The sequence below is a fragment of the Pseudomonas sp. ASL4 genome, assembly GCF_056680395.1.
The window spans coordinates 7,136,248-7,161,439 of sequence record NZ_CM155280.1 but is presented as its reverse complement, the minus strand read 5'-3'; the positions used below and the strand labels follow the sequence as shown (position 1 = coordinate 7,161,439).

Annotated in this window: 20 protein-coding genes; 13 read left to right on the top strand and 7 right to left on the bottom strand. The window is 60.2% G+C overall.

What is annotated here, in order from left to right; all coding sequences use genetic code 11:
• Nucleotide 1: 1 nt before the first annotated feature.
• Nucleotides 2-1,306: a phospholipase gene (locus AC1MEW_RS32825; RefSeq protein WP_480424936.1), complete on the bottom strand. Its 1,305-nt coding sequence runs from the start codon at nucleotides 1,304-1,306 to the stop codon at nucleotides 2-4.
• 236 nt (nucleotides 1,307-1,542) lie between these two features.
• Here AC1MEW_RS32825 and kdgD point away from each other — a divergent pair, with 236 nt between their 5' ends.
• The 5 genes from kdgD (at nucleotide 1,543) to AC1MEW_RS32800 (ending at nucleotide 8,184) form a co-directional block, all read left to right on the top strand.
• Complete coding sequence (gene kdgD / locus AC1MEW_RS32820; protein WP_480424935.1) at nucleotides 1,543-2,454, top strand: 5-dehydro-4-deoxyglucarate dehydratase; 912 nt, start codon at nucleotides 1,543-1,545, stop codon at nucleotides 2,452-2,454.
• A 59-nt stretch (nucleotides 2,455-2,513) separates the two neighbouring features.
• Nucleotides 2,514-3,959 (top strand): aldehyde dehydrogenase family protein, encoded by a 1,446-nt coding sequence (locus AC1MEW_RS32815; protein ID WP_480424934.1) that lies wholly within the window; start codon nucleotides 2,514-2,516, stop codon nucleotides 3,957-3,959.
• A 164-nt stretch (nucleotides 3,960-4,123) separates the two neighbouring features.
• The gene (locus AC1MEW_RS32810) at nucleotides 4,124-5,491 is read left to right on the top strand and encodes an MFS transporter (RefSeq protein WP_480424932.1); all 1,368 of its coding nucleotides are present in this window, start codon (nucleotides 4,124-4,126) and stop codon (nucleotides 5,489-5,491) included.
• A gap of 11 nt (nucleotides 5,492-5,502) precedes the next feature.
• Complete coding sequence (gene garD / locus AC1MEW_RS32805) at nucleotides 5,503-7,056, top strand: galactarate dehydratase (protein WP_201200545.1); 1,554 nt, start codon at nucleotides 5,503-5,505, stop codon at nucleotides 7,054-7,056.
• A 186-nt stretch (nucleotides 7,057-7,242) separates the two neighbouring features.
• Nucleotides 7,243-8,184 (top strand): AEC family transporter, encoded by a 942-nt coding sequence (locus tag AC1MEW_RS32800; RefSeq protein ID WP_201256149.1) that lies wholly within the window; start codon nucleotides 7,243-7,245, stop codon nucleotides 8,182-8,184.
• 157 nt (nucleotides 8,185-8,341) lie between these two features.
• Here AC1MEW_RS32800 and AC1MEW_RS32795 read toward each other — a convergent pair whose 3' ends face one another.
• The 6 genes from AC1MEW_RS32795 to gatC all read right to left on the bottom strand — a co-directional run bounded on the left by AC1MEW_RS32795 (nucleotide 8,342) and on the right by gatC (nucleotide 13,649).
• Entirely contained in the window at nucleotides 8,342-8,722 is a 381-nt protein-coding gene (locus AC1MEW_RS32795) for a carboxymuconolactone decarboxylase family protein (RefSeq protein ID WP_133838522.1), read from the bottom strand.
• The gene (locus tag AC1MEW_RS32790) at nucleotides 8,719-9,780 is read right to left on the bottom strand and encodes a calcium/sodium antiporter (RefSeq protein WP_201200554.1); all 1,062 of its coding nucleotides are present in this window, start codon (nucleotides 9,778-9,780) and stop codon (nucleotides 8,719-8,721) included. Before AC1MEW_RS32790 ends, AC1MEW_RS32795 begins: the two co-directional genes overlap by 4 nt.
• A 59-nt stretch (nucleotides 9,781-9,839) precedes the next feature.
• Nucleotides 9,840-10,214 carry a septal ring lytic transglycosylase RlpA family protein gene (locus AC1MEW_RS32785; protein ID WP_201256148.1) on the bottom strand — a complete coding sequence of 125 codons (375 nt, stop codon included), beginning with the start codon at nucleotides 10,212-10,214 and terminating at the stop codon, nucleotides 9,840-9,842.
• A 223-nt stretch (nucleotides 10,215-10,437) separates the two neighbouring features.
• Nucleotides 10,438-11,883 (bottom strand): Asp-tRNA(Asn)/Glu-tRNA(Gln) amidotransferase subunit GatB, encoded by a 1,446-nt coding sequence (gatB, locus tag AC1MEW_RS32780; protein WP_201200558.1) that lies wholly within the window; start codon nucleotides 11,881-11,883, stop codon nucleotides 10,438-10,440.
• 10 nt (nucleotides 11,884-11,893) lie between these two features.
• The gene (gene gatA, locus AC1MEW_RS32775; RefSeq protein ID WP_201200559.1) at nucleotides 11,894-13,345 is read right to left on the bottom strand and encodes an Asp-tRNA(Asn)/Glu-tRNA(Gln) amidotransferase subunit GatA; all 1,452 of its coding nucleotides are present in this window, start codon (nucleotides 13,343-13,345) and stop codon (nucleotides 11,894-11,896) included.
• Nucleotides 13,346-13,361: 16 nt separating this feature from the next.
• Nucleotides 13,362-13,649, bottom strand: a complete 288-nt coding sequence (gene gatC, locus AC1MEW_RS32770) for an Asp-tRNA(Asn)/Glu-tRNA(Gln) amidotransferase subunit GatC (RefSeq protein ID WP_007901429.1) — start codon at nucleotides 13,647-13,649, stop codon at nucleotides 13,362-13,364.
• Between the two features lie 211 nt (nucleotides 13,650-13,860).
• Here gatC and mreB point away from each other — a divergent pair, with 211 nt between their 5' ends.
• The 8 genes from mreB (at nucleotide 13,861) to tldD (ending at nucleotide 25,138) form a co-directional block, all read left to right on the top strand.
• Nucleotides 13,861-14,898: a rod shape-determining protein MreB gene (gene mreB, locus AC1MEW_RS32765; protein WP_002555108.1), complete on the top strand. Its 1,038-nt coding sequence runs from the start codon at nucleotides 13,861-13,863 to the stop codon at nucleotides 14,896-14,898.
• A 178-nt stretch (nucleotides 14,899-15,076) separates the two neighbouring features.
• On the top strand, nucleotides 15,077-16,138 hold the full coding sequence (mreC, locus tag AC1MEW_RS32760; RefSeq protein ID WP_480424930.1) for a rod shape-determining protein MreC: 1,062 nt from the start codon (nucleotides 15,077-15,079) through the stop codon (nucleotides 16,136-16,138).
• Nucleotides 16,138-16,629 carry a rod shape-determining protein MreD gene (mreD, locus tag AC1MEW_RS32755; protein ID WP_201200560.1) on the top strand — a complete coding sequence of 164 codons (492 nt, stop codon included), beginning with the start codon at nucleotides 16,138-16,140 and terminating at the stop codon, nucleotides 16,627-16,629. Before mreC ends, mreD begins: the two co-directional genes overlap by 1 nt.
• A gap of 41 nt (nucleotides 16,630-16,670) precedes the next feature.
• Entirely contained in the window at nucleotides 16,671-17,270 is a 600-nt protein-coding gene (locus tag AC1MEW_RS32750; RefSeq protein WP_201200561.1) for a Maf family protein, read from the top strand.
• A 57-nt stretch (nucleotides 17,271-17,327) separates the two neighbouring features.
• Nucleotides 17,328-18,785: a ribonuclease G gene (gene rng, locus AC1MEW_RS32745; protein WP_201200562.1), complete on the top strand. Its 1,458-nt coding sequence runs from the start codon at nucleotides 17,328-17,330 to the stop codon at nucleotides 18,783-18,785.
• A gap of 75 nt (nucleotides 18,786-18,860) precedes the next feature.
• The gene (locus tag AC1MEW_RS32740) at nucleotides 18,861-22,664 is read left to right on the top strand and encodes a YhdP family protein (RefSeq protein ID WP_480424929.1); all 3,804 of its coding nucleotides are present in this window, start codon (nucleotides 18,861-18,863) and stop codon (nucleotides 22,662-22,664) included.
• 164 nt (nucleotides 22,665-22,828) lie between these two features.
• Nucleotides 22,829-23,677, top strand: coding sequence for a carbon-nitrogen hydrolase family protein (locus tag AC1MEW_RS32735; RefSeq protein ID WP_201200566.1), 849 nt, complete (start codon nucleotides 22,829-22,831; stop codon nucleotides 23,675-23,677).
• An 18-nt stretch (nucleotides 23,678-23,695) separates the two neighbouring features.
• Complete coding sequence (gene tldD / locus AC1MEW_RS32730; RefSeq protein WP_201200569.1) at nucleotides 23,696-25,138, top strand: metalloprotease TldD; 1,443 nt, start codon at nucleotides 23,696-23,698, stop codon at nucleotides 25,136-25,138.
• Nucleotides 25,139-25,192: the final 54 nt, after the last annotated feature.

Genomic DNA, 25,192 nt, shown 5'->3' with positions numbered 1-25,192 from the left:
ATCAGGCAACGTTGCCAGTTGGGTGGTAGTCCTTGAGCAGCAGATAAGTGCTCCAGCCCCACCAGTCGTCGACGGTGGCGGTGTCGTTGAGGTTGTTCACATCCTTGCGTCGCAGCACTTTGCTGCCCTCGAGCCGGAACAGCGGCGAGAAGTTGGTCGCCAGGTTCAGCACGGCTTGCAGGTCAGGCAGTTGTTTCAGCGCCGCAAAGCTGCTGGGTGCTGGAACAGTTCCGCTGAGGTAAGTCGCGAACACTTCATCCGCTGACACCTGAACCGCTTTGTTGACGTGAATACGGTTGGCACTGTCGATAGCATCGAAGTAGCGCTTGTCCCCATACGCACGCCATTGCTCGCCGTTGCCATTGCGCACATTGAGGCCGAATTTGCTGTCTTCGTCGTGCATGAAGCGGGTAATCAGCGAGCCCAGGTCACTCGGCGTCACCGCTGCTGCCATTGCTTTGCGCGGCACCCGCAAGTGGCCGGCGGAAAACAGGTCAGTAAGGAAGTGATCGGCAAAGGCATTCATCGCATAGGCGACTTCCAACTGTTTTTCATCTTGAGCGGTGCGGGCCGCTGCGGCGTGCTGAAGCGCGGCGGTGTGGCCGGCGATGTAAGCCTGCTGTGCCCATTCGCCAAAATGGTCGGCGTTGTTCGCCGCCAGTTTCAAGTAACGCCCCAGCGGGATCAGTGCCGAGACGAAACTGCCACCACCGGTGATTTTGTTCCACTCTTCCGACAACGTATCTCCGAGGGCGTCGTAGGCTTCGTGGGGCTGCTTACCGTCCTTGATCGCCTGGTTCACGGCGTCGATTTCTTTTTGCATCACGGCGAGGATGTTTACCGCCTCTGCTTTTGATGCGGACAACACGGCCAGCGTGTCGAAAGCGGCGATAAAACGGTTCAGGCGATCCGCCGGGGTGGTGCCGTCGCTGATCGGGCGATCCGGGGTGCCATAGAAATCACCGCCCAATGCCAGCACCTGGCCGTAAGTCGGCGCCAACCCGTTGGTTAGATGCAGTTGCACGTTATGGGCGAGGATCGGTTCGGCGTTTTCGACGAAGCGCAGCAGGGTGTTGTCGCCAATGGCTGTGTGTTCACCGCCCTCGAACTTCAGCGGTGGCTTGCCGATCAAGGCTTTGCCGGAGGCCGGAGTCGGCTGCTGCGGATGACTGTGATGCTCGGCAATGTGCAGCACCAGGTGATCGTTGTCCCCGGTGATGGCGATGCCGCGTTCAGAAAAAAGATCATCGAACCGGGCGATCACCTGTTTCGGTTGGTCCTGGGGTTGCGTGTGTAGACCTGACATTTCTAGCTCCTTGATATGTCGTAGGTAAGTCCGTATTTAGCTGTATGTATATACAGTTAAATCAAGCTTAGTCGAGAATCTTCCTACGTCAAGGAATCACCTTTTCTGACTAAAATTTTGAGGTCGGCGATGAAATGCAGTTGACGGTTATATTTTAAGTTGTACGATGACCTACAACTTCGGCGAAGGCTGAACGGTTTTCTCACACATACGTTGCTATCCAGGGTGTTCGAATAATGAATCCACAAGAACTGAAGTCCATCCTCTCTTCCGGCCTGCTGTCTTTCCCGGTCACCGATTTCAATGCTCAGGGCGATTTCCATCGCGCGGGCTACATCAAACGTCTCGAGTGGCTGGCCCCATACGGCGCCACGGCACTGTTCGCCGCGGGCGGCACCGGTGAGTTCTTCTCTCTGGCGGCCAGCGAATACTCGGAAATCATCAAGACCGCTGTCGACACCTGCGAAACCAGCGTGCCAATCCTGGCCGGTGTAGGCGGTTCGACTCGTCAAGCCATCGAATACGCTCAAGAAGCCGAACGTCTGGGCGCCAAAGGCCTGTTGTTGCTGCCGCACTACCTGACCGAAGCCAGCCAGGACGGCGTTGCCGCCCACGTTGAAGCGGTCTGCAAGTCGGTGAAAATCGGCGTCGTGGTCTACAACCGCAATGTCTGCCGCCTGACCGCGCCGCTGCTGGAAAGTCTGGCCGAACGCTGCCCGAACCTGATCGGCTACAAAGATGGCCTGGGCGATATCGAATTGATGGTGTCGATCCGTCGCCGCCTCGGTGATCGCTTCAGCTACCTGGGTGGTTTGCCGACCGCCGAAGTGTATGCCGCTGCTTATAAGGCGCTGGGCGTACCGGTTTACTCCTCGGCGGTGTTCAACTTCATCCCGAAAACCGCGATGGATTTCTACCACGCCATCGCTCGCGACGATCACGCCACCGTCGGCAAGATCATCGACGACTTCTTCCTGCCGTACCTGGACATCCGCAACCGCAAAGCCGGTTACGCGGTGAGCATCGTCAAGGCCGGGGCAAAAATTGCCGGCTATGACGCAGGTCCTGTGCGTGCACCGCTGACCGATCTGACGGGCGCAGAGTACGAAATGCTCGCCGCGCTGATCGACAAGCAAGGTGCTCAGTAACCATCCCGATTAAACAAGGCCGCTGAGTGATCAGCGGCCTTTTGCGTAGGAGAAATTCTGTGGCTGATTCAAAGCGTTTTGATAACTACATCAACGGTGAATGGATTGCGGGCAGCGATTACTGCCGCAACATCAACCCGTCCGAGTTGACCGACACCATCGGTGAATACGCCAAAGCCGATCTGGCTCAGGTCCACGCCGCCATCGACGCCGCTCGCGCTGCGTTCCCGGCCTGGTCGACCTCGGGCATCCAGGCTCGCCACGATTCGCTGGATAAAGTCGGCACTGAAATCCTCGCCCGCCGTGAAGAACTCGGCACTTTGCTGGCCCGGGAAGAGGGCAAGACCCTGCTGGAAGCCATCGGCGAAGTGACTCGCGCCGGCAACATCTTCAAGTTCTTCGCCGGTGAATGCCTGCGTCTGTCCGGCGACTACCTGCCGTCGGTGCGTCCGGGTGTGAATGTTGAAGTCACTCGCGAAGCCTTGGGCGTGGTCGGTCTGATCACCCCGTGGAATTTCCCGATCGCCATCCCTGCGTGGAAAATCGCCCCGGCCCTGGCCTACGGCAACTGCGTCGTGCTGAAACCGGCGGATCTGGTTCCAGGTTGCGCCTGGGCCCTCGCTGAAATCATCTCCCGCGCAGGTTTCCCGGCCGGCGTGTTCAACCTGGTGATGGGCAGCGGTCGTGTGGTTGGCGATGCGCTGGTGCAGAGCCCGAAAGTCGACGGCATCAGCTTCACCGGTTCGGTCGGTGTCGGTCGTCAGATCGCCGTCAGCTGTGTCTCGCGCCAAGCGAAAGTTCAGCTGGAAATGGGCGGCAAGAACCCGCAGATCATTCTCGACGACGCCGACCTCAAGCAAGCGGTCGAGCTGTCGGTACAGAGCGCGTTCTACTCCACCGGCCAGCGTTGCACCGCCTCGAGCCGTTTCATCGTTACTGCCGGGATTCACGACAAGTTCGTTGAAGCCGTGGCCGAGCGCATGAAGTCGATCAAGGTCGGCCACGCACTAAAAACCGGCACCGACATCGGTCCAGTGGTGTCCCAGGCTCAGCTTGAGCAAGACTTGAAGTACATCGACATCGGCCAGTCCGAAGGTGCGCGTCTGGTCAGCGGCGGTGGCTTGGTGACGTGCGACACCGAAGGCTACTACCTCGCGCCAACGCTGTTTGCCGACAGCGAAGCAGCGATGCGTATCAGCCGTGAAGAGATCTTCGGCCCAGTAGCCAACGTGGTTCGCGTGGCGGATTACGAGGCAGCACTGGCCATGGCCAACGACACCGAGTTCGGTCTGTCGGCGGGCATCGCCACCACCTCGTTGAAGTACGCCAACCACTTCAAACGCCATTCCCAGGCCGGAATGGTAATGGTCAACCTGCCGACCGCCGGTGTGGATTACCACGTTCCGTTCGGTGGCCGTAAAGGTTCATCCTATGGCTCACGTGAGCAAGGTCGTTATGCGCAAGAGTTCTACACCGTGGTGAAGACCTCCTACATCGGATCGTAAACGCAATACCCCTGTGGGAGCGAGCTTGCTCGCGATGGTCTTGAGGACGCGGTGGTAAACCTGATGCCCCGTGTCATCGTTGACCACCATCGCGAGCAAGCTCGCTCCCACAGAAAAACTAAAGATTCACCCCGCATAAAAATAATCAGTGGGAGTACATCTACATGCCATCGACCAAGCCGACTCACGTCCGCTATTTGATCCTGCTCATGCTGTTTCTGGTGACCACGATCAACTACGCCGACCGGGCTACGATCGCTATCGCCGGCTCCAGCCTGCAAAAAGACCTCGGCATCGACGCGGTCACCCTCGGCTTTATCTTCTCTGCGTTCGGTTGGGCCTACGTGGCCGGGCAAATTCCCGGTGGCTGGTTGCTGGACCGTTTTGGCTCGAAAAAAGTATACGCACTGAGCATCTTCACCTGGTCGCTGTTCACCGTGCTCCAGGGCTATGTCGGTGAGTTCGGTGTCTCCACCGCCATCGTCGCGCTGTTCATGCTGCGCTTCCTGGTGGGCCTGGCCGAAGCGCCGTCGTTCCCTGGCAACGCCCGCATTGTGGCGGCCTGGTTCCCGACCGCTGAACGCGGTACCGCTTCGGCAATCTTTAACTCGGCGCAATACTTCGCCACGGTGATCTTCGCGCCGCTGATGGGCTGGATCGTCTACACCTTCGGCTGGCAGCATGTATTCGTGGTCATGGGCGGCATCGGCATCGTGTTCTCGCTGCTCTGGCTGAAACTTATCCACAGCCCGCGCCAGCACCCAATGATCAACGACGCCGAGTTCCAGCACATCGCCGACAACGGCGGCCTGGTGGACATGGATCAAGACAAAGGCAAAGGCCAAAAGGTCGACGGTCCGAAGTGGGACTACATTCGCCAGTTGCTGACCAACCGCATGATGCTCGGCGTGTACCTGGGCCAATACTGCATCAACGGCATCACCTACTTCTTCCTGACCTGGTTCCCGGTGTACCTGGTGCAGGAACGCGGCATGACCATTCTCAAGGCCGGTTTCATCGCGTCGTTGCCGGCGATCTGCGGCTTCATCGGCGGTGTACTCGGCGGGATCATTTCCGACTACCTGCTGCGCAAGGGCCACTCGCTGACCTTCGCCCGCAAGGCGCCGATCATTGGCGGTCTGCTGCTCTCGACCACCATCGTCGCCTGCAATTACGTGGACGTGGAATGGATGGTCGTCGGCTTCATGGCATTGGCATTCTTCGGCAAAGGCGTTGGCGCGCTGGGCTGGGCCGTGGTCTCGGACACCTCGCCGAAACAGATCGCCGGTTTGAGTGGCGGCCTGTTCAACATGTTCGGCAACATCGCCTCGATCACCACGCCGATCGTCATCGGCTACATCATCGCCACCACCGGATCGTTCAAGTGGGCGCTGGTGTTTGTCGGTTGCAATGCGTTGGTGGCGGTGTTCAGTTATCTGGTGATCGTCGGCCCGATCAAACGCGTCGTGTTGAAAGAGCCACCCGTCAATGGTCCTGAAATGACCAACAAATTATCCCGAGCGCATTCCTGAGGAGCGGCGTCATGCAGTTGATTGAACATTCCGACTCGCCGCGCTACATCCGCCTGCACGAGCGGGACAATGTGGTGATCGTGGTCAATGACCAGGGCGTGCCGGCCGGCACCGAGTTTCCCGATGGTCTGGTGACGGTGGACTTCGTGCCGCAGAGCCATAAAGTCACCCTCGAAGACATTCCCGAGGGCGGCCAGGTGATTCGCTACGGCCAGACCATCGGCTACGCCTTGCAGCCGATTCCGCGCGGCAGTTGGGTCAAGGAAGATCAACTGCGTATGCCCACCGCGCCACCGCTGGACAGCCTGCCGCTGTCCACCGAAGTGCCGGCGGCGCAGGCACCGCTGGAAGGCTTTACATTCGAGGGTTACCGCAACGCCGACGGTACCGTTGGCACGCGCAATATTCTCGGGATTACAACGACCGTGCAATGCGTCACTGGCGTGCTCAATCATGCGGTCAAGCGCATCAAGGACGAGTTACTGCCGCGTTATCCGAACGTCGATGACGTGGTGGCGCTGACCCACAGTTACGGCTGCGGCGTGGCGATCACCGCCACCGACGCGTACATCCCGATTCGCACCGTGCGCAACCTGGCGCGCAACCCGAACCTGGGTGGTGAAGCGCTGGTGATCAGCCTCGGTTGCGAAAAATTGCAGGCCGGGCAGGTGATGCACGACAACGACAGCTCGGTGGATTTGAGCGAGCCATGGCTGTATCGCTTGCAGGATTCGAGTCATGGTTTCACCGAGATGATCGAGCAGATCATGGCGCTGGCCGAAACCCGTTTGAAGAAGCTCGATCAACGTCGCCGGGAAACCGTGCCGGCGTCCGAACTGATCCTGGGCATGCAGTGCGGCGGCAGCGATGCGTTCTCCGGCATCACCGCCAACCCGGCGCTGGGCTATGCCTCGGACTTGTTGCTGCGGGCCGGTGCGACGGTGATGTTTTCCGAAGTCACCGAAGTGCGCGACGCGATTTACCTGCTGACCTCCCGGGCCGAAAGCAAAGAAGTCGCCGAGGAGCTGGTGCGGGAAATGGACTGGTACGACCGTTACCTGGCCAAGGGCGAAGCGGATCGCAGCGCCAACACCACGCCGGGGAACAAGAAGGGTGGGTTGTCGAACATTGTCGAGAAGTCGTTGGGTTCGATCGTCAAATCCGGCAGCAGCGCGATCAATGGCGTGCTTGGCCCTGGCGAGCGCTTCAAGCGCAAAGGCCTGATCTTCTGCGCGACCCCGGCCAGTGACTTTGTCTGCGGGACGTTGCAACTGGCGGCGGGGATGAACCTGCACGTGTTCACCACCGGGCGTGGCACGCCGTATGGTTTGGCGATGGCGCCGGTGGTGAAGGTCTCGACCCGGACTGAACTGGCGCAGCGTTGGCCGGACCTGATTGATATCGATGCCGGGCGGATTGCGACGGGTCGGGCTTCGATTGAGGATTTGGGCTGGGAGTTGTTTCACTACTACCTGGACGTGGCCAGCGGCAAGAAGCAGACGTGGGCGGAGCGGCATAAGCTGCATAACGACATCACGTTGTTCAACCCGGCGCCCATCACCTGAGACCGAGTCGCCTGCATCGCGAGCAAGCTCGCTCCCACATTGGATTTTCGTCGCGCACATATGTTGTGTTTGGCATTGGACAAATGTGGGAGCGAGCTTGCTCGCGATAGCGGTCTAACAGACGCCAAAGGACCGGGTGGCTTATCATTAGCCCCCTGACAACGCCCACCCAAGGTTCCCCCCGGCATGCTGGCAATTTTCCTCGAAACCCTGAACATCACCGCGCCGGTGTTTGCCATGCTGTTTCTGGGTGTGCTGCTCAAGCGCATCAACTGGATCAACGACAACTTCATCCATACCGCGTCGGCCCTGGTGTTCAACGTCACCATGCCGGCGCTGCTGTTTCTGGGCATCTTGCACGCGGATCTGCACGCCGCGCTGCAACCGGCGCTGCTGATTTACTTCTCCGTTGCCACGCTGGTGTGTTTCGCCATCGCCTGGGGTTGGGCGATCTGGAAGTGTCCGAGAGAAGACCGGGGCATCTACACCCAAGGCGCGTTTCGCGGGAACAACGGCGTCATCGGCCTGGCCCTGGCGGCGAGCATGTACGGCGACTACGGGATTTCCCTCGGGGCGATTCTTGCGGCGCTCGTCATTCTCTTCTACAACACCCTCTCGACCATCGTGCTGGCGGTGTACAGCCCGGTGATCAAGTCCGATCCGTGGAGTATCTGCAAAAGCGTGATGGCCAACCCGCTGATCATCAGCGTGATTGCGGCAGCGCCGTGTGCCTATTTCAAGATCAGTTTGCCGGGTTGGCTGGAGGCGTCCGGTCAGTATCTGGCGCAAACCACGTTGCCATTGGCGCTGATCTGCATCGGCGGCACGCTGTCACTGGCGGCATTGCGCAAAAGCGGCAACATGGCGCTGAGTTCAAGCCTGGTGAAGATGATCGGCCTGCCGCTGCTGGCGACCGCTGGTGCCTGGCTGTGCGGCTTTCGTGGGGCGGAGTTGGGGATTCTGTTTCTGTACTTCGGCAGCCCAACGGCGGCGGCGAGTTTTGTCATGGCGCGTCAGGCCAATGGCAATCATGAACTGGCGGCGGCGATTATTGTAATCACCACGTTGATGGCGGCAGTGACCACCAATCTGGGGATATTTGTGTTGCAGTGGGGTGGGTGGATCTGACTTCAGGATTTGTGGTGTTCTTTAGGGCCTCTTCGCGAGCAAGCCCGCTCCCACAGTGGATCTCCAGTGGACACAAAATATGTGTACGACTCAAATCCACTGTGGGAGCGGGCTTGCTCGCGAAGACGGCCGAACAGTCACCACAAATGCCAGCGACTTATTCCGGCTTCTGATAGCTATCGATCACTTCCTGCGCCGCCCGAAACGCATCAATCGCCGCCGGCACTCCGGCATACACCGCGCAATGCAGCAACGCCTCGCGAATCTCTTCCACGGTGCAGCCGTTGTTCAGTGCACCGCGCACGTGACCTTTCAGCTCTTGCGGGCACTTCAACGCGGTCAGCGCGGCGAGGGTGATCAGGCTGCGGGTTTTCAGCGGCAGACCTTCACGATTCCAGACGCTGCCCCAAGCATGTTCATTGACGAAATCCTGCAGCGGCTGACTGAACTCGGTGGCATTGCCCAGCGCCCGGTCGACGAAAGCATCGCCCATCACTTGGCGTCGAACTTCAACGCCGGGCTTTTTGTGGTCGGTCATTGCACATCCCTCTTGTGGTGTTGGCGACGCCAGGCGCGCAGCGACGTGAACAGCAAGAACGCCAACAGCGCCGGCAATACGAAAAACAGCATCAGGTGTTCAAGTTTGCCGGCCAGCGGCATCCCGGTGGTGAACGACACCATGTGCAGGCCGTACGCCAGGTACAAACCCAGGCACAGCAATCCTTCGGCCCGGGTTATCCGGTAGCCGGTATAAAACAGCGGCAGGCAGAGTACGGCGACGCCGAGCATCACCGGCAAATCGAAGTCCAGGGCATTGGGCGAAACCGACAGCGGCGATGGCGCCACCAGTGCGGTAAAGCCGAGCACGCCCAACAGGTTGAACAGGTTACTGCCGATCACGTTGCCCACGGCAATCTCCCGTTGACCGCGCAGCGCGGCGATCAGCGAGGTGGCGAGCTCGGGCAGGGAGGTGCTGATGGCGACGACGGTCAGGCCGATGATCCGCTCCGACAGCCCCAAGTCGCTGGCGACGGAAACGGCCGCGCCCAACAACAAGTGACCGGCGTACACCAACATTGCCAGCCCGGCGAAGATCATCAGCAGGCTGCTGAACCACGGGGCTTGTGACGTGGCTTCGTGGTTCGTTTGCGGACGGGCCGAGTGCCGTGACTGGCGAAGCAGCAGGCCGAGGTACAACACCAGCGCGGCCAGCAGAATCACACCGTCGAGGCGGGTCAGTCTTTCGTTCCAGGCCAATACGCACACCAGCAGGCTGGCGCCGATCATCAGCGGAATGTCCAGGCGTACCAACTGACGCGACACCCGCAACGGAATGATCAGCGCCGACAGGCCAAGGGTGACGAGGATGTTGAAAATGCTGCTGCCGATCACGCTGCCGACGGCAATGTCGGCGTTTTGCGCAAGCATGGCTTGCAGGCTGACGGCCATCTGCGGGGCGCTGCTGCTGAGGGCGACGATGGTCAGGCCGATGATCAGCGGCCGCACATGCAGGCGCGCTGCCAGGCGTACGGCGGCGCGGACCATCAGCTCGGCGCCGGCGATCAGTAGAAACAGGCCGCTGAGCAGTTCGATCACGCTCAGCAGGGGGATGTCGGCTAATCCGTAAATGGCCTGGGCTCCATCAGTGGCAGGGGTCAGTTATCGAGGGCTTGCACGCGAACCCGTGCGGTGCCGCTGCTGACCATACCCAACTGCGCGGCGGCTGCGCGGGACAGGTCGATCAAGCGTCCGCGAGTATGCGGGCCACGATCATTGATGCGCACCACACAGGATTTGTCGTTGTTCAAATTCGTGACCTTCACCCGGGTGCCGAACGGCAACTGGCGATGGGCGGCGGTCAGGGCATTCTGGTTGAACGGCTCGCCACTGGCGGTCCGTTTGCCGTGGTGCTTGGCGCCGTAATAGGACGCCGTGCCGGTCTGGTCGTAACCGTGCGGGTCGATGATGTCGTTGCTGGCGCAACCGGCCAGCAAAGAGAGCAGGGCGCAGGCACTCAGTAGACGCTTCATAAAAGGTTTCCCTGAAACAAATGTGGGAGCGGGCTGTGTGGCGAGGGGGCTTGCCCCCGTTGGACTGCGCAGCAGGCCCAAAACCTGAAAACTCGGTGTGCCAGAGATGACCCGAATTCAGATATTGGGGCCGCTTCGCGACCCAACGGGGGCAAGCCCCCTCGCCACAAAAGCCCGCTCCCACAGGGAATTGAGCCAGTTTTGAGTGCTGGCTCTATTCTCATCAGCCTTCGAGCTTGCTTTTCAGCAGTTCGTTGACCTGTTGCGGGTTGGCCTTGCCTTTGGAGGCTTTCATGGCCTGGCCGACGAAGAAGCCGAACATCTTGCCGCGTTTGGCTTCGTCTGCCGCGCGGTACTGTTCAACTTGTTCGGCATTGGCTGCGAGCATTTCGTCCAGTACCGCCGAGATCGCGCCGCTGTCAGTCACTTGCTTGAGGCCGCGCTTGTCGATGATCTCGTCCGCGCTGCCTTCGCCGTTGGCCATCGCTTCAAACACAACCTTGGCGATTTTGCCGGAGATGGTGTTGTCGGTGATGCGCAGCAACATGCCGCCCAGTTGCTCGGCCGAGACCGGCGACTGCTCGATGTCCAGGCCCTGTTTGTTCAACAGGCTGCCCAGTTCAACCATCACCCAGTTGGCCGCCAGCTTGGCGTCGCCGCCGATGCTCGCGACTTTCTCGAAGTAATCGGCTTGCTCACGGCTGGTGGCCAGGACACTGGCGTCGTAGACCGACAGACCGAACTGCGCCTGGAAGCGCTCGCGTTTCTGCGGCGGCAGTTCCGGCAGGGTAGCGCGCACGTCATTGAGGAACGAGTCCTCGATCACCACCGGCAGCAGGTCCGGATCGGGGAAGTAACGGTAGTCGTTGGCTTCCTCTTTGCTGCGCATTGGACGGGTTTCGTCCTTGTTCGGATCGTACAGGCGAGTCTGCTGGATCACTTTGCCGCCGTCTTCGATCAGCTCGATCTGACGGCGTACTTCGCTGTTGATCGCCTTCTCGATAAAGCGGAACGAGTTGACGTTCTTGATCTCGCAGCGCGTGCCGAATTCGACCTGGCCTTTCGGACGGATCGACACGTTGCAGTCGCAACGCAGCGAGCCTTCGGCCATGTTGCCGTCGCAGATCCCCAGATAGCGCACCAGCGCGTGGACGGTCTTGACGTAGGCCACGGCTTCCTTGGCGCTGCGCATGTCCGGCTCGGAAACGATTTCCAGCAGCGGCGTGCCGGCGCGGTTCAAGTCGATGCCGGTGGCGCCGTTGAACTCTTCGTGCAGGCTTTTACCGGCGTCTTCTTCCAGGTGCGCACGGGTCACGCCGACACGTTTGATCGTGCCGTCGTCCATGGCGATGTCCAGGTGGCCTTTGCCGACGATCGGCAATTCCATCTGGCTGATCTGGTAGCCCTTGGGCAGGTCCGGGTAGAAATAGTTTTTACGGGCGAACACGTTGTGCTGGCCGATCTCGGCATCGATTGCCAAGCCGAACATGACCGCCATGCGCACCGCTTCCTGGTTCAGCACTGGCAGTACGCCGGGCATGCCCAGGTCTATCAGGCTGGCCTGGGTGTTCGGCTCGGAACCGAAGGTGGTGGAACTACCGGAAAAGATTTTCGACCGGGTGGTGAGCTGGGTATGAATCTCCAGCCCGATCACGACTTCCCATTGCATGTGTTTCTCCTCAGAAGCCGGTTGGGGTGCGGGTGTGCCAGTCAGTGTGTAACTGATACTGATGGGCAACGTTCAACAGGCGACCTTCCTGGAAATACGGGGCGAGCAATTGCACGCCGACCGGCAGACCGTCGACAAAACCAGCTGGCATGGACAAGCCCGGCAGGCCCGCGAGGTTGGCGGTGATGGTGTAGATATCTTCCAGGTACTCGGCGATCGGATCGTTTTTGTTGGCACCAATCTTCCAGGCCGGGTTCGGCGTGGTTGGGCCGAGGATGATGTCGACCTCAGTGAAGGCGGCCATGAAATCGTTCTTCACCAAGCGACGGATCTTCTGCGCCTTCAGGTAGTAGGCGTCGTAGTAACCAGCCGACAGCGCGTAGGCCCCGACCATGATCCGGCGCTGCACTTCCGGGCCAAAGCCTTCGCCACGGGAACGTTTGTACAGGTCTTCCAGGTTCTTCGGATCGGCGCAGCGGTGGCCGAAACGCACACCGTCGAAACGCGACAGGTTGGAGGAGGCTTCTGCCGGAGCGATCACGTAGTACGCAGGAATCGCGTGCTGCATGTTCGGCAGGCTGATTTCCTTGATCACGGCACCGAGCTTTTCCAGCTCCTTGACGCTGTTGTGGATCAGCTCGGCGATGCGAGGGTCGAGACCGGCGCTGAAGTATTCCTTCGGCACGCCGATGCGCAGGCCTTTGAGCGACGTATTGAGGCTGGCGCTGTAATCCGGCACAGGCTCGTCGATGCTGGTGGAGTCCTTGGTATCGAAACCGGCCATGCCTTGCAGCAGGATCGCGCAGTCTTCAGCCGTGCGCGCCAACGGGCCGCCTTGGTCGAGGCTAGAGGCATAAGCGATCATGCCCCAACGCGAAACACGACCGTAGGTCGGTTTCAGGCCAGTGAGGTTGGTGAACGCCGCCGGTTGGCGGATCGAGCCACCGGTGTCGGTAGCCGTCGCGGCTGGCAACAGACGAGCGGCAACCGCGGCAGCCGAACCACCGGACGAACCGCCCGGCACGTGTTCCAGGTTCCACGGGTTTTTCACCGCGCCGTAGTAACTCGACTCGTTGGCCGACCCCATGGCGAATTCGTCCATGTTGGTCTTGCCCAGCGTCACGGCGCCGGCAGCGGCCAGTTTGGCGACCACGGTGGCGTCGTACGGTGCTTTAAAGTTGTCGAGCATCTTCGAGCCACAGCTGGTGCGGATGCCTTGCGTGCAGAACAGGTCTTTGTGGGCAATCGGCGCGCCGAGCAGGGCGCCGCTCTCACCATTGGCGCGGCGTGCGTCAGCGGCTTTCGCCTGCTGGAGCGCCAGGTCTTCGGTGAGGCTGATGAAACTGTTGAGCTGTGGATCGAGCTGGGCGATACGCGCCAGCAGGACTTTGGTCAGCTCTTCGGAAGAAAACTTTTTATCGGCGAGTCCGCGGGCGATCTCGGCCAGAGTCATTTGATGCATTGCAGGCTCTTTCCCTTTAGTCGATGACTTTCGGAACCAGGTACAGGCCGTTTTCGACCGCTGGTGCGATGGACTGATAGGCCTCGCGATGATTGGTCTCGGTCACGACGTCTGCACGCAGGCGCTGGCTGGCTTCCAGTGGGTGGGCCAGCGGCTCGATACCATCGGTATTGACTGCCTGCATTTCGTCGACCAGCCCGAGAATGCTGTTCAGGGCCGAAGTGATGTGTGGAAGATCGGCATCATTCAGGCCAAGGCAGGCCAGATGTGCGATTTTTTCCACGTCGGAGCGTTCAAGCGCCATTGCGATTCTCCAGTGGAAAACAGAACGGACGGCGTCCGTGTGTTAGATTGTCGGAACACTACCGCATTTCTACGGTCATAAGGCCGCGATTGTGGGGGTTGGTGCACAGAAAAGCGGCCAATTTAACATATTGGCGCCTTGCCCAAAATCCCTGTCGTTGTTAGAGTTTGCCGCACTTTTTTACCCACGCGTTGCCTAGGGTCCCTTTCCCATGTTCAAGAAACTGCGTGGCATGTTTTCCAGCGATCTTTCCATTGACCTGGGCACTGCCAACACCCTTATTTACGTGCGCGAGCGCGGAATCGTCCTGAATGAGCCCTCCGTTGTGGCTATTCGGACACACGGTAACCAGAAAAGTGTCGTTGCTGTCGGCACCGAAGCGAAGCGCATGCTTGGTCGTACGCCGGGCAACATTGCTGCCATTCGTCCGATGAAAGACGGCGTCATTGCCGACTTCAGCGTCTGCGAAAAGATGCTGCAGTACTTTATCAACAAGGTTCACGAAAACAGCTTCCTGCAGCCTAGCCCTCGTGTGCTGATCTGCGTTCCGTGCAAATCCACCCAGGTGGAGCGTCGTGCCATCCGTGAATCGGCCCTTGGTGCCGGTGCTCGTGAAGTGTTCCTGATCGAAGAGCCAATGGCTGCTGCGATCGGTGCCGGCCTGCCAGTTGAAGAAGCACGCGGTTCGATGGTTGTCGATATCGGTGGTGGTACCACTGAAATCGCGTTGATCTCCCTGAACGGTGTGGTTTACGCCGAATCCGTACGGGTTGGCGGCGACCGTTTCGACGAAGCGATCATCACCTATGTACGTCGCAACTACGGCAGCCTGATCGGCGAATCCACCGCCGAGCGCATCAAGCAGGAAATCGGTACTGCCTACCCGGGCGGCGAAGTGCGTGAAGTCGACGTTCGCGGCCGTAACCTGGCTGAAGGCGTTCCACGCGCATTCACCCTGAACTCCAATGAAGTGCTGGAAGCTCTGCAAGAGTCCCTGGCCACCATCGTTCAGGCTGTCAAAAGCGCGTTGGAGCAATCGCCTCCGGAACTGGCTTCCGATATCGCCGAGCGTGGCCTGGTACTGACCGGTGGTGGCGCCTTGCTGCGCGACCTCGACAAGTTGCTGGCCCAGGAAACCGGTCTGCCGGTAATCGTTGCCGAAGATCCGCTGACCTGTGTTGCTCGCGGCGGTGGCCGTGCATTGGAAATGATGGATAAACACACCATGGACCTGCTCTCCAGCGAATAAGTCGTTGGGTTGCATCTATGCTGTGAGCGCGCAGGCAGCACTTTGCAGTGCTGCCTGTTGGCGTTTATCTTCTGTCAGTCTGCATCCAGGCCGGTTTGATGCCGTATGAATAAAGAGAACATTTGCCTGGGAGGAGCGGCTTATTAAACCGCTTTTCGCCAAAGGCCCCTCACTGGGCGTGCGCTTATTGGTGCTGGTCGTGCTATCGGTCGCGCTGATGGTGGTCGATGCCCGCTTCACACTGCTCAAGCCAGTGCGTAGTCAGATGTCGCTGGTGCTGATGCAGTCTTACTGGATCACCGACCTGCCGCAGCGGCTATGGCAAGGTGTGGCCAGCCAATTTGGCAGCCGTACCGAACTGGTTGCCGAGAACGAAAAACTCAAGACTGAAAACCTGCTGCTGCAGGGTCGCATGCAAAAGCTTGCCGCCCTCACGGAGCAGAACGTTCGGCTGCGCGAGTTGCTCAATTCCTCCGCGCTGGTCAACGAGAAGGTCGAAGTGGCCGAGTTGATCGGCATGGACCCCAACCCCTTCACCCATCGCATCATCATCAATAAAGGTGAGCGCGACGGTGTGGTCCTCGGTCAGCCGGTGCTCGATGCCCGCGGCCTGATGGGCCAAGTGGTGGAGTTGATGCCGTACACCTCCCGCGTATTGTTGCTGACAGACACGACCCACAGCATCCCTGTGCAAGTGAACCGTAACGGCCTGCGGGCGATTGCCAGCGGCACGGGTAATCCGGAACGCCTGGAACTGCGTCATGTCGCCGACACTGCCGACATTAAAGAAGGCGACTTGTTGGTTAGCTCCGGCCTCGGTCAGCGTTTCCCGGCGGGTTACCCGGTAGCAACGGTCAAGGAAGTGATCCACGATTCCGGCCAGCCGTTTGCCATTGTGCGCGCCGTGCCGACCGCAGCCTTGAACCGTAGCCGTTATCTGCTGCTGGTGTTCAGCGATGGTCGCACCGCAGAAGAGCGCGCCAACGACGCAGCCCAGGCCCAGGAGGCTCTGGATCAACACGGCGGCGGGCCGATCATCCCGGCAACCGTGCCGAAGCCGATTCCTGCGGTCGTGCCGACTCCAGCTATTGCTGCGCCGGCCACAGCGCCAGTTGCCACAACGCCTGCCAAGCCTGCGGCAACCACCCGTCCGGCCAAGCCTGTCGCCAAGCCGCCTGCTGTGAAACCTGCTGCCAAACCGCCTGTCTCTGCACCGGCCACCACTGGGGGAAGAGAATAATGGCCGGTGCGACTGCATCCCGAAACGGCTGGATCGTCTGGCTGACCTTCGCCATCGGTCTGTTGCTCAGCGTTTCGCCGTTGCCACAATTCATGGAAATCCTGCGCCCGCTCTGGCTGGCGTTGCTACTGGCATTCTGGGCGCTGGCCATGCCGCAAAAAGTCGGCATGGTGACCGCTTTTTGCCTGGGGCTGGCTGAAGACGTGCTCTACGGCACATTGCTTGGCCAGAATGCGTTGATCCTGACCCTCATCACTTTCCTGGTGCTGTCGCTGCAACAGCGTCTGCGGATGTTCCCGATGTGGCAGCAGTGCCTGGTGCTTCTGGTGATTTTCGGCCTGGCCCAACTGGTTCAACTGTGGCTCAGCGCCCTGACCGGCAACCGCCAACCCACCCTGGCGTTGGTACTTCCAGCCTTGGTGAGTGCGTTGCTCTGGCCGTGGATCAGCTTCGGTTTGCGTGGTTTGCGTCGACGTTACAAAATCAATTAAACGGTCAGGCATTAGCCCGTACTGGACAGGGAGATGTCTTGATGAGTAAGCCGCTGTACCTCGCCTCTGGCTCGCCGCGTCGACGTGAACTGCTCACGCAGATCGGCGTGCCGTTTTCCGTCATCAGTGCGGACATCGATGAAACCCCTTTAAACGACGAAACCCCGTCGGCTTATGTCGAGCGTCTGGCGCGCGGCAAGGCCGAGGCCGGGCGCGGCACAGTCGTGTCCGATGCGTCGTTTTGCGTGTTGGGCGCCGACACGGCGGTGGTGCTGGATGGAAAAATTCTCGGCAAACCGGTGGACGAAGCCGATGCGTGCGCCATGCTTAAAATATTGTCCGGTCATGAGCATGAAGTCCTGACGGCCATCGCGGTGCTCGACGACGAGCGTTGCGAGTCTTTGGTGGTGCGCAGTCTGGTGCGTTTTCGCCCGATCAGCGCTCAGGAAGCGGCGGCCTACTGGGCCAGCGGCGAACCCCGGGACAAGGCCGGCGGCTATGGTATTCAAGGACTGGGCGCGGTGTTTGTCGCTGGGCTCGATGGCAGCTATTCAGCGGTGGTCGGACTGCCGCTGTGCGAAACCGCAGAACTACTCGGCCGTTTCGGCATACCCTGTTGGCAAACCCTTAACGCGCGCTAAGCGTCGTACTGACAAGATGCGGCCATTATCGTGAACATGCCTGAACGAGACCCTGCCATGAGTGAAGAGATTCTGATCAACATCACGCCGATGGAATCGCGCGTGGCGGTGGTCGAAAACGGTGTTCTGCAAGAGGTTCATGTCGAACGCACGCAAAAGCGCGGGATCGTCGGCAACATCTATAAAGGCAAAGTCGTACGTGTTTTGCCGGGCATGCAGGCGGCCTTCGTCGACATCGGCCTGGACCGTGCAGCGTTCATTCATGCCTCGGAAATTTCCCTGCGTGAAGGCCCTGCGGTAGAAAGCATCAGCAGTCTGGTGCACGAAGGCCAGAGCCTGGTGGTGCAAGTCACCAAGGACCCGATCGGCTCAAAGGGCGCGCGCCTGACCACGCAACTGTCGATTCCATCGCGTTATCTGGTGTACATGCCGCGCACGGCCCATGTCGGCATTTCCCTGAAGATTGAAGACGAAGCCGAGCGCGAACGCCTCAAGCAAGTGGTCACCGACTGCGTGGCCACAGAAGGCATCAAGGAAGCCGGCGGCTTCATCCTGCGTACCGCCGCCGAAGGCGCCGGGGCCGATGAAATCCTCATGGACATCCGCTACCTGCGCCGTCTGTGGGACCAGATCAACGCCCAGATCCAAACCATCGGCGCCCCGAGCGTGATCTACGAAGACCTCGGCCTGGCCCTGCGGACCTTGCGTGACCTGGTGAGCCCGAAGATCGAGAAGATCCGGATCGACTCCCGGGAAACCTTCCAGAAGACCACGCAATTCGTCGCCGAGCTGATGCCGGAAATTGCCGATCGCCTTGAGCATTACCCTGGCGAGCGGCCGATTTTCGACCTGTACGGTGTCGAAGATGAAATCCAGAAAGCCCTCGAGCGCAAGGTGCCGCTCAAGTCCGGTGGTTATCTGGTGGTGGACCCGGCGGAAGCCATGAGCACCATCGACGTCAATACCGGTGCGTTTGTCGGCCATCGCAACCTCGAAGAAACCATCTTCAAGACCAACCTCGAAGCCGCCACCGCTATTGCCCGTCAGCTGCGCCTGCGCAACCTGGGCGGGATCATCATCATCGACTTCATCGACATGGAAGACGAAGAGCATCAGCGCCAGGTGCTGCGCACGCTTGAGAAGCAACTGGAGCGCGATCACGCCAAGACCAACATCATCGGCATCACCGAGTTGGGCCTGGTGCAGATGACCCGCAAGCGCACCCGCGAAAGTCTCGAACAGGTGCTGTGCGAACCGTGCAGCAGTTGCCAGGGTCGCGGCAAGCTCAAGACCCCGGAAACGGTCTGCTACGAAATTTTCCGCGAAATCCTCCGCGAAGCCCGCGCCTATCAGGCTGAAGGCTATCGTGTATTGGCGAACCAAAAAGTGGTGGACCGTTTGCTCGATGAAGAGTCAGGCAACGTCGCCGAGCTGGAAGGCTTTATCGGTCGCACCATACGATTTCAGGTAGAAACCATGTATTCCCAGGAACAATACGACGTGGTGCTGCTCTGAATCTCCAGGTTTCACCGCGACTAGAACGGCTGGCCTCAGCTTTTTGCAGTATTTATGCCATGGGAGCCAACTGACATGGACCGTCTGACACGCATTTTGGCTGCAATGACCCGCTGGGGGCTGGGCCTGTGTGCGTTGGTTCTGGTGCTGATGGCGTTGTACGTCAGCCTCGGTCGGGAACTGACGCCGCTGGTGGCCGAATACCGCGCCGACATCGAGACCAAGGCCAGTGACGCGTTGGGCATGCCCCTGCAAATCGGCAGGCTGGAAGGTAGCTGGAGCGGTTTTGCGCCGATTCTGCTGGCTCACGACGTGACGGTCGGCGAGGGCAGCAATGCCCTGCACCTGGATAACGTGCGCGCCGTGCCGGATCTCTGGGCCAGCCTGATGGCCCGGCAAGTACGCATTGCTCACCTGGAACTCAATGGTCTGAAGATCAGCCTCAAGGAAGGCGAGGACGGTCAATGGGCGCTGGAAGGTTTGCCGGTGCGGCAGGACCAGCCGCTCGACCCGGAACAACTGCTCAATAGCCTGCAAATGATCGAACAGCTGTCGGTACTCGATAGCCAGATCACCTTGCAGCCCATGGACCATGAGCCGTTGACGTTGACCTACGTCGGCCTGAACCTGAAAACCGGCGCCTCCCGCCAGCGCCTCGACGTGCGCCTGACCTTGCCCGATGGTCAGCCAGTGGCCATGAGCCTGCGTACTCGCGTGCGTGCCAGTGCGTGGAAGGACGGCGAAGCCGAGGCTTACCTGAGTCTGCCGCAAAGTGACTGGTCGAAATGGTTGCCCGGACGCCTGACCCGGCAATGGGGTTTTTCCGAGATCAAGGCCGGCGGCGAGCTTTGGCTGAGCTGGGGTGAGGGCGCGGTGCAAAGCGCGGCGATTCGCCTCAACGCCCCGCAACTCAAAGGCGCCTACGCCGAGCGCAAGCCAATCCAGATCAACAATCTGGCGCTGAACGGTTACTTCCAGCGTAGCAGCGAAGGCGCCGTGGTAACCCTCGATTCCCTGGCCATGAACCTGGGCGACACACGCTGGGAAAGCCACCTGCAACTCAAACAAAGCGAAGCCACCGACAAGACCGAAGAGCTTTGGCATCTGCAAGCCGACCGTCTGGACCTGGCGCCGCTCACGCCGCTGCTCAATGCCCTGGGGCCACTGCCTGAAGGTGTGGCCACCGCTGTCGAGAAGCTCAAGGTCACGGGTGCATTGCGCAACGTGTTGATCGACCTGCGGCCCAATGCCACGGACGACAGCAAATTCAGTTTCGCCGCCAATCTGGAGCAGGTCGGTTTCGACGCCTATCACGGCGCACCGGCAGCGCGGAATGTCAGCGGCAGCATCAGCGGTGACCTCGGTCACGGCGAGTTGCGCATGGACAGCAAGGATTTCGTCCTGCACCTGGACCCGATTTTCGCCAAGCCATGGCAGTACATCCAGGCCAATGCCCGGCTGACCTGGAAACTCGATAAAGAAGGCTTCACGCTGATCGCGCCATACCTGAAGGTGTTGGGCGAAGAGGGCAAGATCGCCGGCGACTTCCTGATCCGCCTGCATTTCGATCACACCCAGGAAGACTACATGGACCTGCGGGTCGGCCTGGTGGACGGCGATGGCAAATACACCGCCAAGTACTTGCCGCAAGTCCTCAGCCCGGCGCTGGACGAATGGCTGCGCACGGCGATTCTCAAAGGTGCCGTGGACCAGGGTTTCTTCCAGTACCAGGGTTCGCTGAACCATGGCGCCCCCGAAAACGCTCGCAGCATCAGCCTGTTCTTCAAGGTTCACGACGCCGAACTGGCATTCCAGCCGGGTTGGCCGCACGTCAGCAAGGTCAGTGGCGATGTGTTTATCGAAGACAGCGGTGTGCGGATTCTGGCCAGCAAGGGCCAGTTGCTCGACACTCAGGTCAGCGATGTCTACGTCAATATCCCGCATGTCCCTGCCGGGCAAAACGTCCATCTGTTCCTCGACGGTGCGTTTGCCGGAGGCTTGGGCGATGGCCTGAAAATTCTTCAGCAAGCACCGATCGGCACCGCCGACACCTTTGCCGGTTGGGAAGGCGATGGCGACCTGCAGGGCAAGCTGAAACTGGACATCCCGCTGGCCAAAGGTGATCTGCCGAAGATTATCGTCGACTTCAAGACCGCCAGGGCCCGGCTGAAATTGGCTGAGCCGACGCTGGAACTGACTCAGCTCAAAGGTGATTTCCGTTTCGACAGCAGCAAGGGTTTGAGCGGTCAGAACATCACCGCGAGAGCCTTCGACAAACCGGTGACCGCGCAGATTTTTGCCGATGGCAGCCCGGGCAAACTCAATACCCGGGTCAGCGCATCCGGTCAGGTCGAGGTCAAGAAACTCACGGACTGGCTCAACGTGACCCAGCCGTTGCCGGTGTCCGGCGTGGTCCCTTACCAACTGCAACTGAACCTCAATGGGCCGGACAGCCAATTGATGGTCAGCTCCAACCTTAAAGGCGTGGCCGTCGATTTGCCGGCGCCGTTCGGCATGGCCACTGATGTGGGGCGTGACACGGTGTTCCGCATGACCCTGCAAGGGCCGGAGCGGCGCTATTGGGTCAGCTATGGTGACCTGGCGAATTTCACTTTCGCGGCGCCGCCGGGTAATTTCGGCGACGGTCGCGGTGAGTTGTTCCTCGGTGGCGGCAATGCCGTGCTGCCGGCCACCAAGGGCTTGCGCGTCAGTGGGGTGCTGTCGGAACTGGACGTCGGCCCATGGAAAGACCTGGTGGACAAGTACGCCGGTCAGGACCCGGGCGGTAGCGCCAAGCAGTTGCTCAGCGGCGCGGACTTCAAAGTCGGCAAGCTCAGTGGTTTCGGTACGACACTGGATCAAGCATCAGTGCAGTTGACCCGCAAACCTTCTGTCTGGGCCTTGCAGCTCGACAGTCAACAGGCCAAGGGCAGCGTGACTATCCCGGACGCGAAAGCCACGCCGATTGGCATCAATCTGCAATACGTGAAATTGCCGGCTCCCGACCCGACCGTGCTGGCCGATGAAAACTCGCCGGACCCGCTGGTTTCCGTGGACCCGACGAAGATTCCCGCGCTGGATATCCTCATCAATCAGCTGTTCCAGGGCGATGACCTGGTCGGCGCCTGGTCGCTGAAAGTCCGCCCTACAGCCAAAGGCATTGCGCTCAATACGCTGGACATGGGTCTCAAGGGCATCCTATTGCAGGGCAACGGGGGCTGGGAAGGAACGCCGGGTGCCACCAGCAGTTGGTACAAGGGCCGAATCAGTGGCAAGAACCTGGCCGACTCGCTCAAGGGCTGGGGCTTTGCCCCGAGCGTCACCAGTCAGGACTTTCACATGGATGTCGATGGCCGATGGCCGGGCTCCCCGGCCTGGTTGGCCACCAAGCGGTTCTCCGGCAGCCTCGATGCATCGTTGAACAAAGGTCAGTTTGTCGAAGTCGAGGGCGGTGCCCAGGCATTGCGGGTATTTGGTCTGCTTAACTTCAACTCGATTGGTCGGCGCTTGCGCCTGGACTTCTCCGACCTGTTTGGCAAAGGTCTGAGCTACGACCGGGTCAAAGGCCTGTTGGTGGCGAGCAGCGGGGTTTATGTCACTCGCGAGCCGATTGTGCTGACCGGTCCGTCGAGCAATCTGGAGATCAACGGCACGCTGGATCTGGTGGGCGATAATGTCGACGCCAAGTTGCTGGTGACGCTGCCGCTGACGAACAACCTGCCGATTGCTGCGCTGATTGTCGGCGCGCCAGCCATTGGTGGTGCGCTGTTCCTGATCGACAAACTGATCGGCGACCGCGTGGCGCGATTCGCCAGCGTCAAATACACCGTCAAAGGCCCATGGAAAGAGCCGAAGATCACTCTGGATAAACCTTTTTGATGTTCTTTTTCAAAAGCCACTCTCCAAACCGATGGAGTAGCATGGCCGTAAGCCCCTTGTAGGAGCTGCCGCAGGCTGCGATCTTTTGATCTTGTGAAAATCAAAAGATCGCAGCCTGCGGCAGCTCCTACAGGTATGTGTTGATTCCAGATAAGGAAATGGCCATGTCTGTAGCGGTGATTCAAATGGTCAGCCAGAGCGATGTGCTGGCCAATCTGGCCCAGGCCCGTCGCTTGCTGGAGCAAGCGGCGAACGCTGGCGCTCGGCTGGCAGTGCTGCCGGAAAACTTCGCCGCCATGGGGCGTCGCGACATCGCCGATATCGGTCGCGCCGAAGCCTTGGGCGAAGGTCCGATCCTGCCGTGGTTGAAACAGACCGCCCGCGCCCTCAAGTTATGGATAGTAGCCGGCACCTTGCCGTTACCGCCGGCTGACCAGCCGATGGCGAAAGTGCATGCCTGCTCGCTGCTGGTGGATGATCAGGGCGAAACCGTTGCACGGTATGACAAGTTGCACTTGTTCGACGTCGATGTGGCGGACGATCGCGGGCGTTATCGCGAATCCGATGACTATGCTTATGGCAGTGGGGTGGTTGTGGCAGACACACCCGTCGGTCGAGTCGGCCTGACAGTGTGTTATGACCTGCGTTTCCCGGAGCTGTACAGCGAATTGCGGGCTGCCGGTGCAGAGTTGATCACCGCGCCATCGGCCTTCACCGCCGTGACTGGCGCGGCCCATTGGGATGTACTGATCCGCGCACGGGCCATCGAGACCCAATGCTACATACTCGCGGCCGCCCAGGGTGGCACCCATCCGGGACCGCGAGAGACTTATGGACATGCCGCCATCGTCGACCCATGGGGGCGCGTGCTGGCGCAACAGGATCAAGGCGAGGCCGTGTTGCTGGCCGAACGCGATAGCAGCGAACAGGCGTCCATCAGGGCGCGGATGCCGGTGTCCAGTCACCGGCGCTTTTTCTCGCAGGGCGCGCAGCGACCTGCCTCAGAACGATGAATTTAAGGCGTAAAGCATATGAGCGAGTTGTTGTCCTCAGTCAGTGACCACCTGTTAGCGCCCGGCGGCGTGACCATCGAGAGCCTGCAAAGTGTGCTCGGCGATCTGGCCGGCCCGGGCATCGATGCTGCCGATCTGTATTTCCAGGGCCAGATTTCCGAGTCCTGGGCGCTGGAAGACGGCATCGTCAAGGAAGGCAGCTTCAACCTCGACCAGGGCGTCGGAGTGCGGGCGCAATCGGGTGAGAAAACCGGTTTTGCCTATAGCAACGCCATCACCCTCGAAGCGCTCGGCGCGGCGGCTCGTGCCGCGCGTTCGATCTCCCGAGCCGGGCAGAACGGCACGGTGCAAGCGTTCACCACCCAGGATGTCGCCCAGTTGTACGGTCCGGACAACCCGCTGGAAGTGATGACCCGCGCCGAAAAAGTCGAACTGCTCAAGCGTATCGACGTCGCGACCCGTGCCCTCGACCCGCGTATCCAGCAAGTCACCGTGAGCATGGCCGGGGTTTGGGAGCGCATTCTCGTGGCTTCCACCGACGGCAGCCTGGCGGCGGATGTGCGGCCATTGGTGCGCTTCAACGTCAGCGTGATCGTTGAACAAAACGGCCGCCGCGAGCGCGGTGGTCATGGCGGCGGCGGTCGTACCGATTATCGTTATTTTCTCAGCGACGACCGTGCCATGGGTTACGCCCGTGAAGCGTTGCGTCAGGCGCTGGTGAACCTGGAAGCGATTCCGGCGCCGGCTGGTACGTTGCCGGTGGTGTTGGGTTCGGGTTGGTCCGGTGTGCTGTTGCACGAAGCGGTCGGCCACGGCCTGGAAGGCGACTTCAACCGCAAGGGCAGTTCGGCCTACAGCGGGCGCATGGGCGAGATGGTTGCGTCCAAGCTCTGCACCATCGTCGATGACGGCACCCTGGCGGGTCGTCGTGGCTCGTTGAGCGTCGATGACGAAGGCACCCCGACCGAGTGCACCACGCTGATCGAAAACGGCGTGCTCAAAGGCTACATGCAGGACAAGCTCAACGCGCGCCTGATGGGCGTGGCCCGCACCGGTAACGGTCGTCGTGAATCCTACGCGCACCTGCCGATGCCTCGGATGACCAACACCTACATGCTGGCGGGCGAAAGCGACCCGGCAGAAATCATCGCCTCGGTGAAACGCGGCATCTACTGCGCCAACCTCGGCGGCGGTCAGGTGGACATCACCAGCGGCAAGTTCGTGTTCTCCACCAGCGAGGCGTACCTGATCGAAGACGGCAAGATTACCGCCCCGGTCAAAGGCGCGACGTTGATCGGCAACGGACCGGAAGCCATGAGCAAGGTGTCGATGGTCGGTAACGATCTGGCGCTGGACAGTGGCGTGGGGACGTGCGGGAAGGATGGGCAGTCGGTGCCGGTGGGTGTCGGCCAGCCAACGCTGAAAATCGATGCGATCACTGTGGGTGGCACAGGGTCGTAAGGAGATGTAGGAGCTGCCGAAGGCTGCGATCTTTTGATCCTGATTTTGATTTTG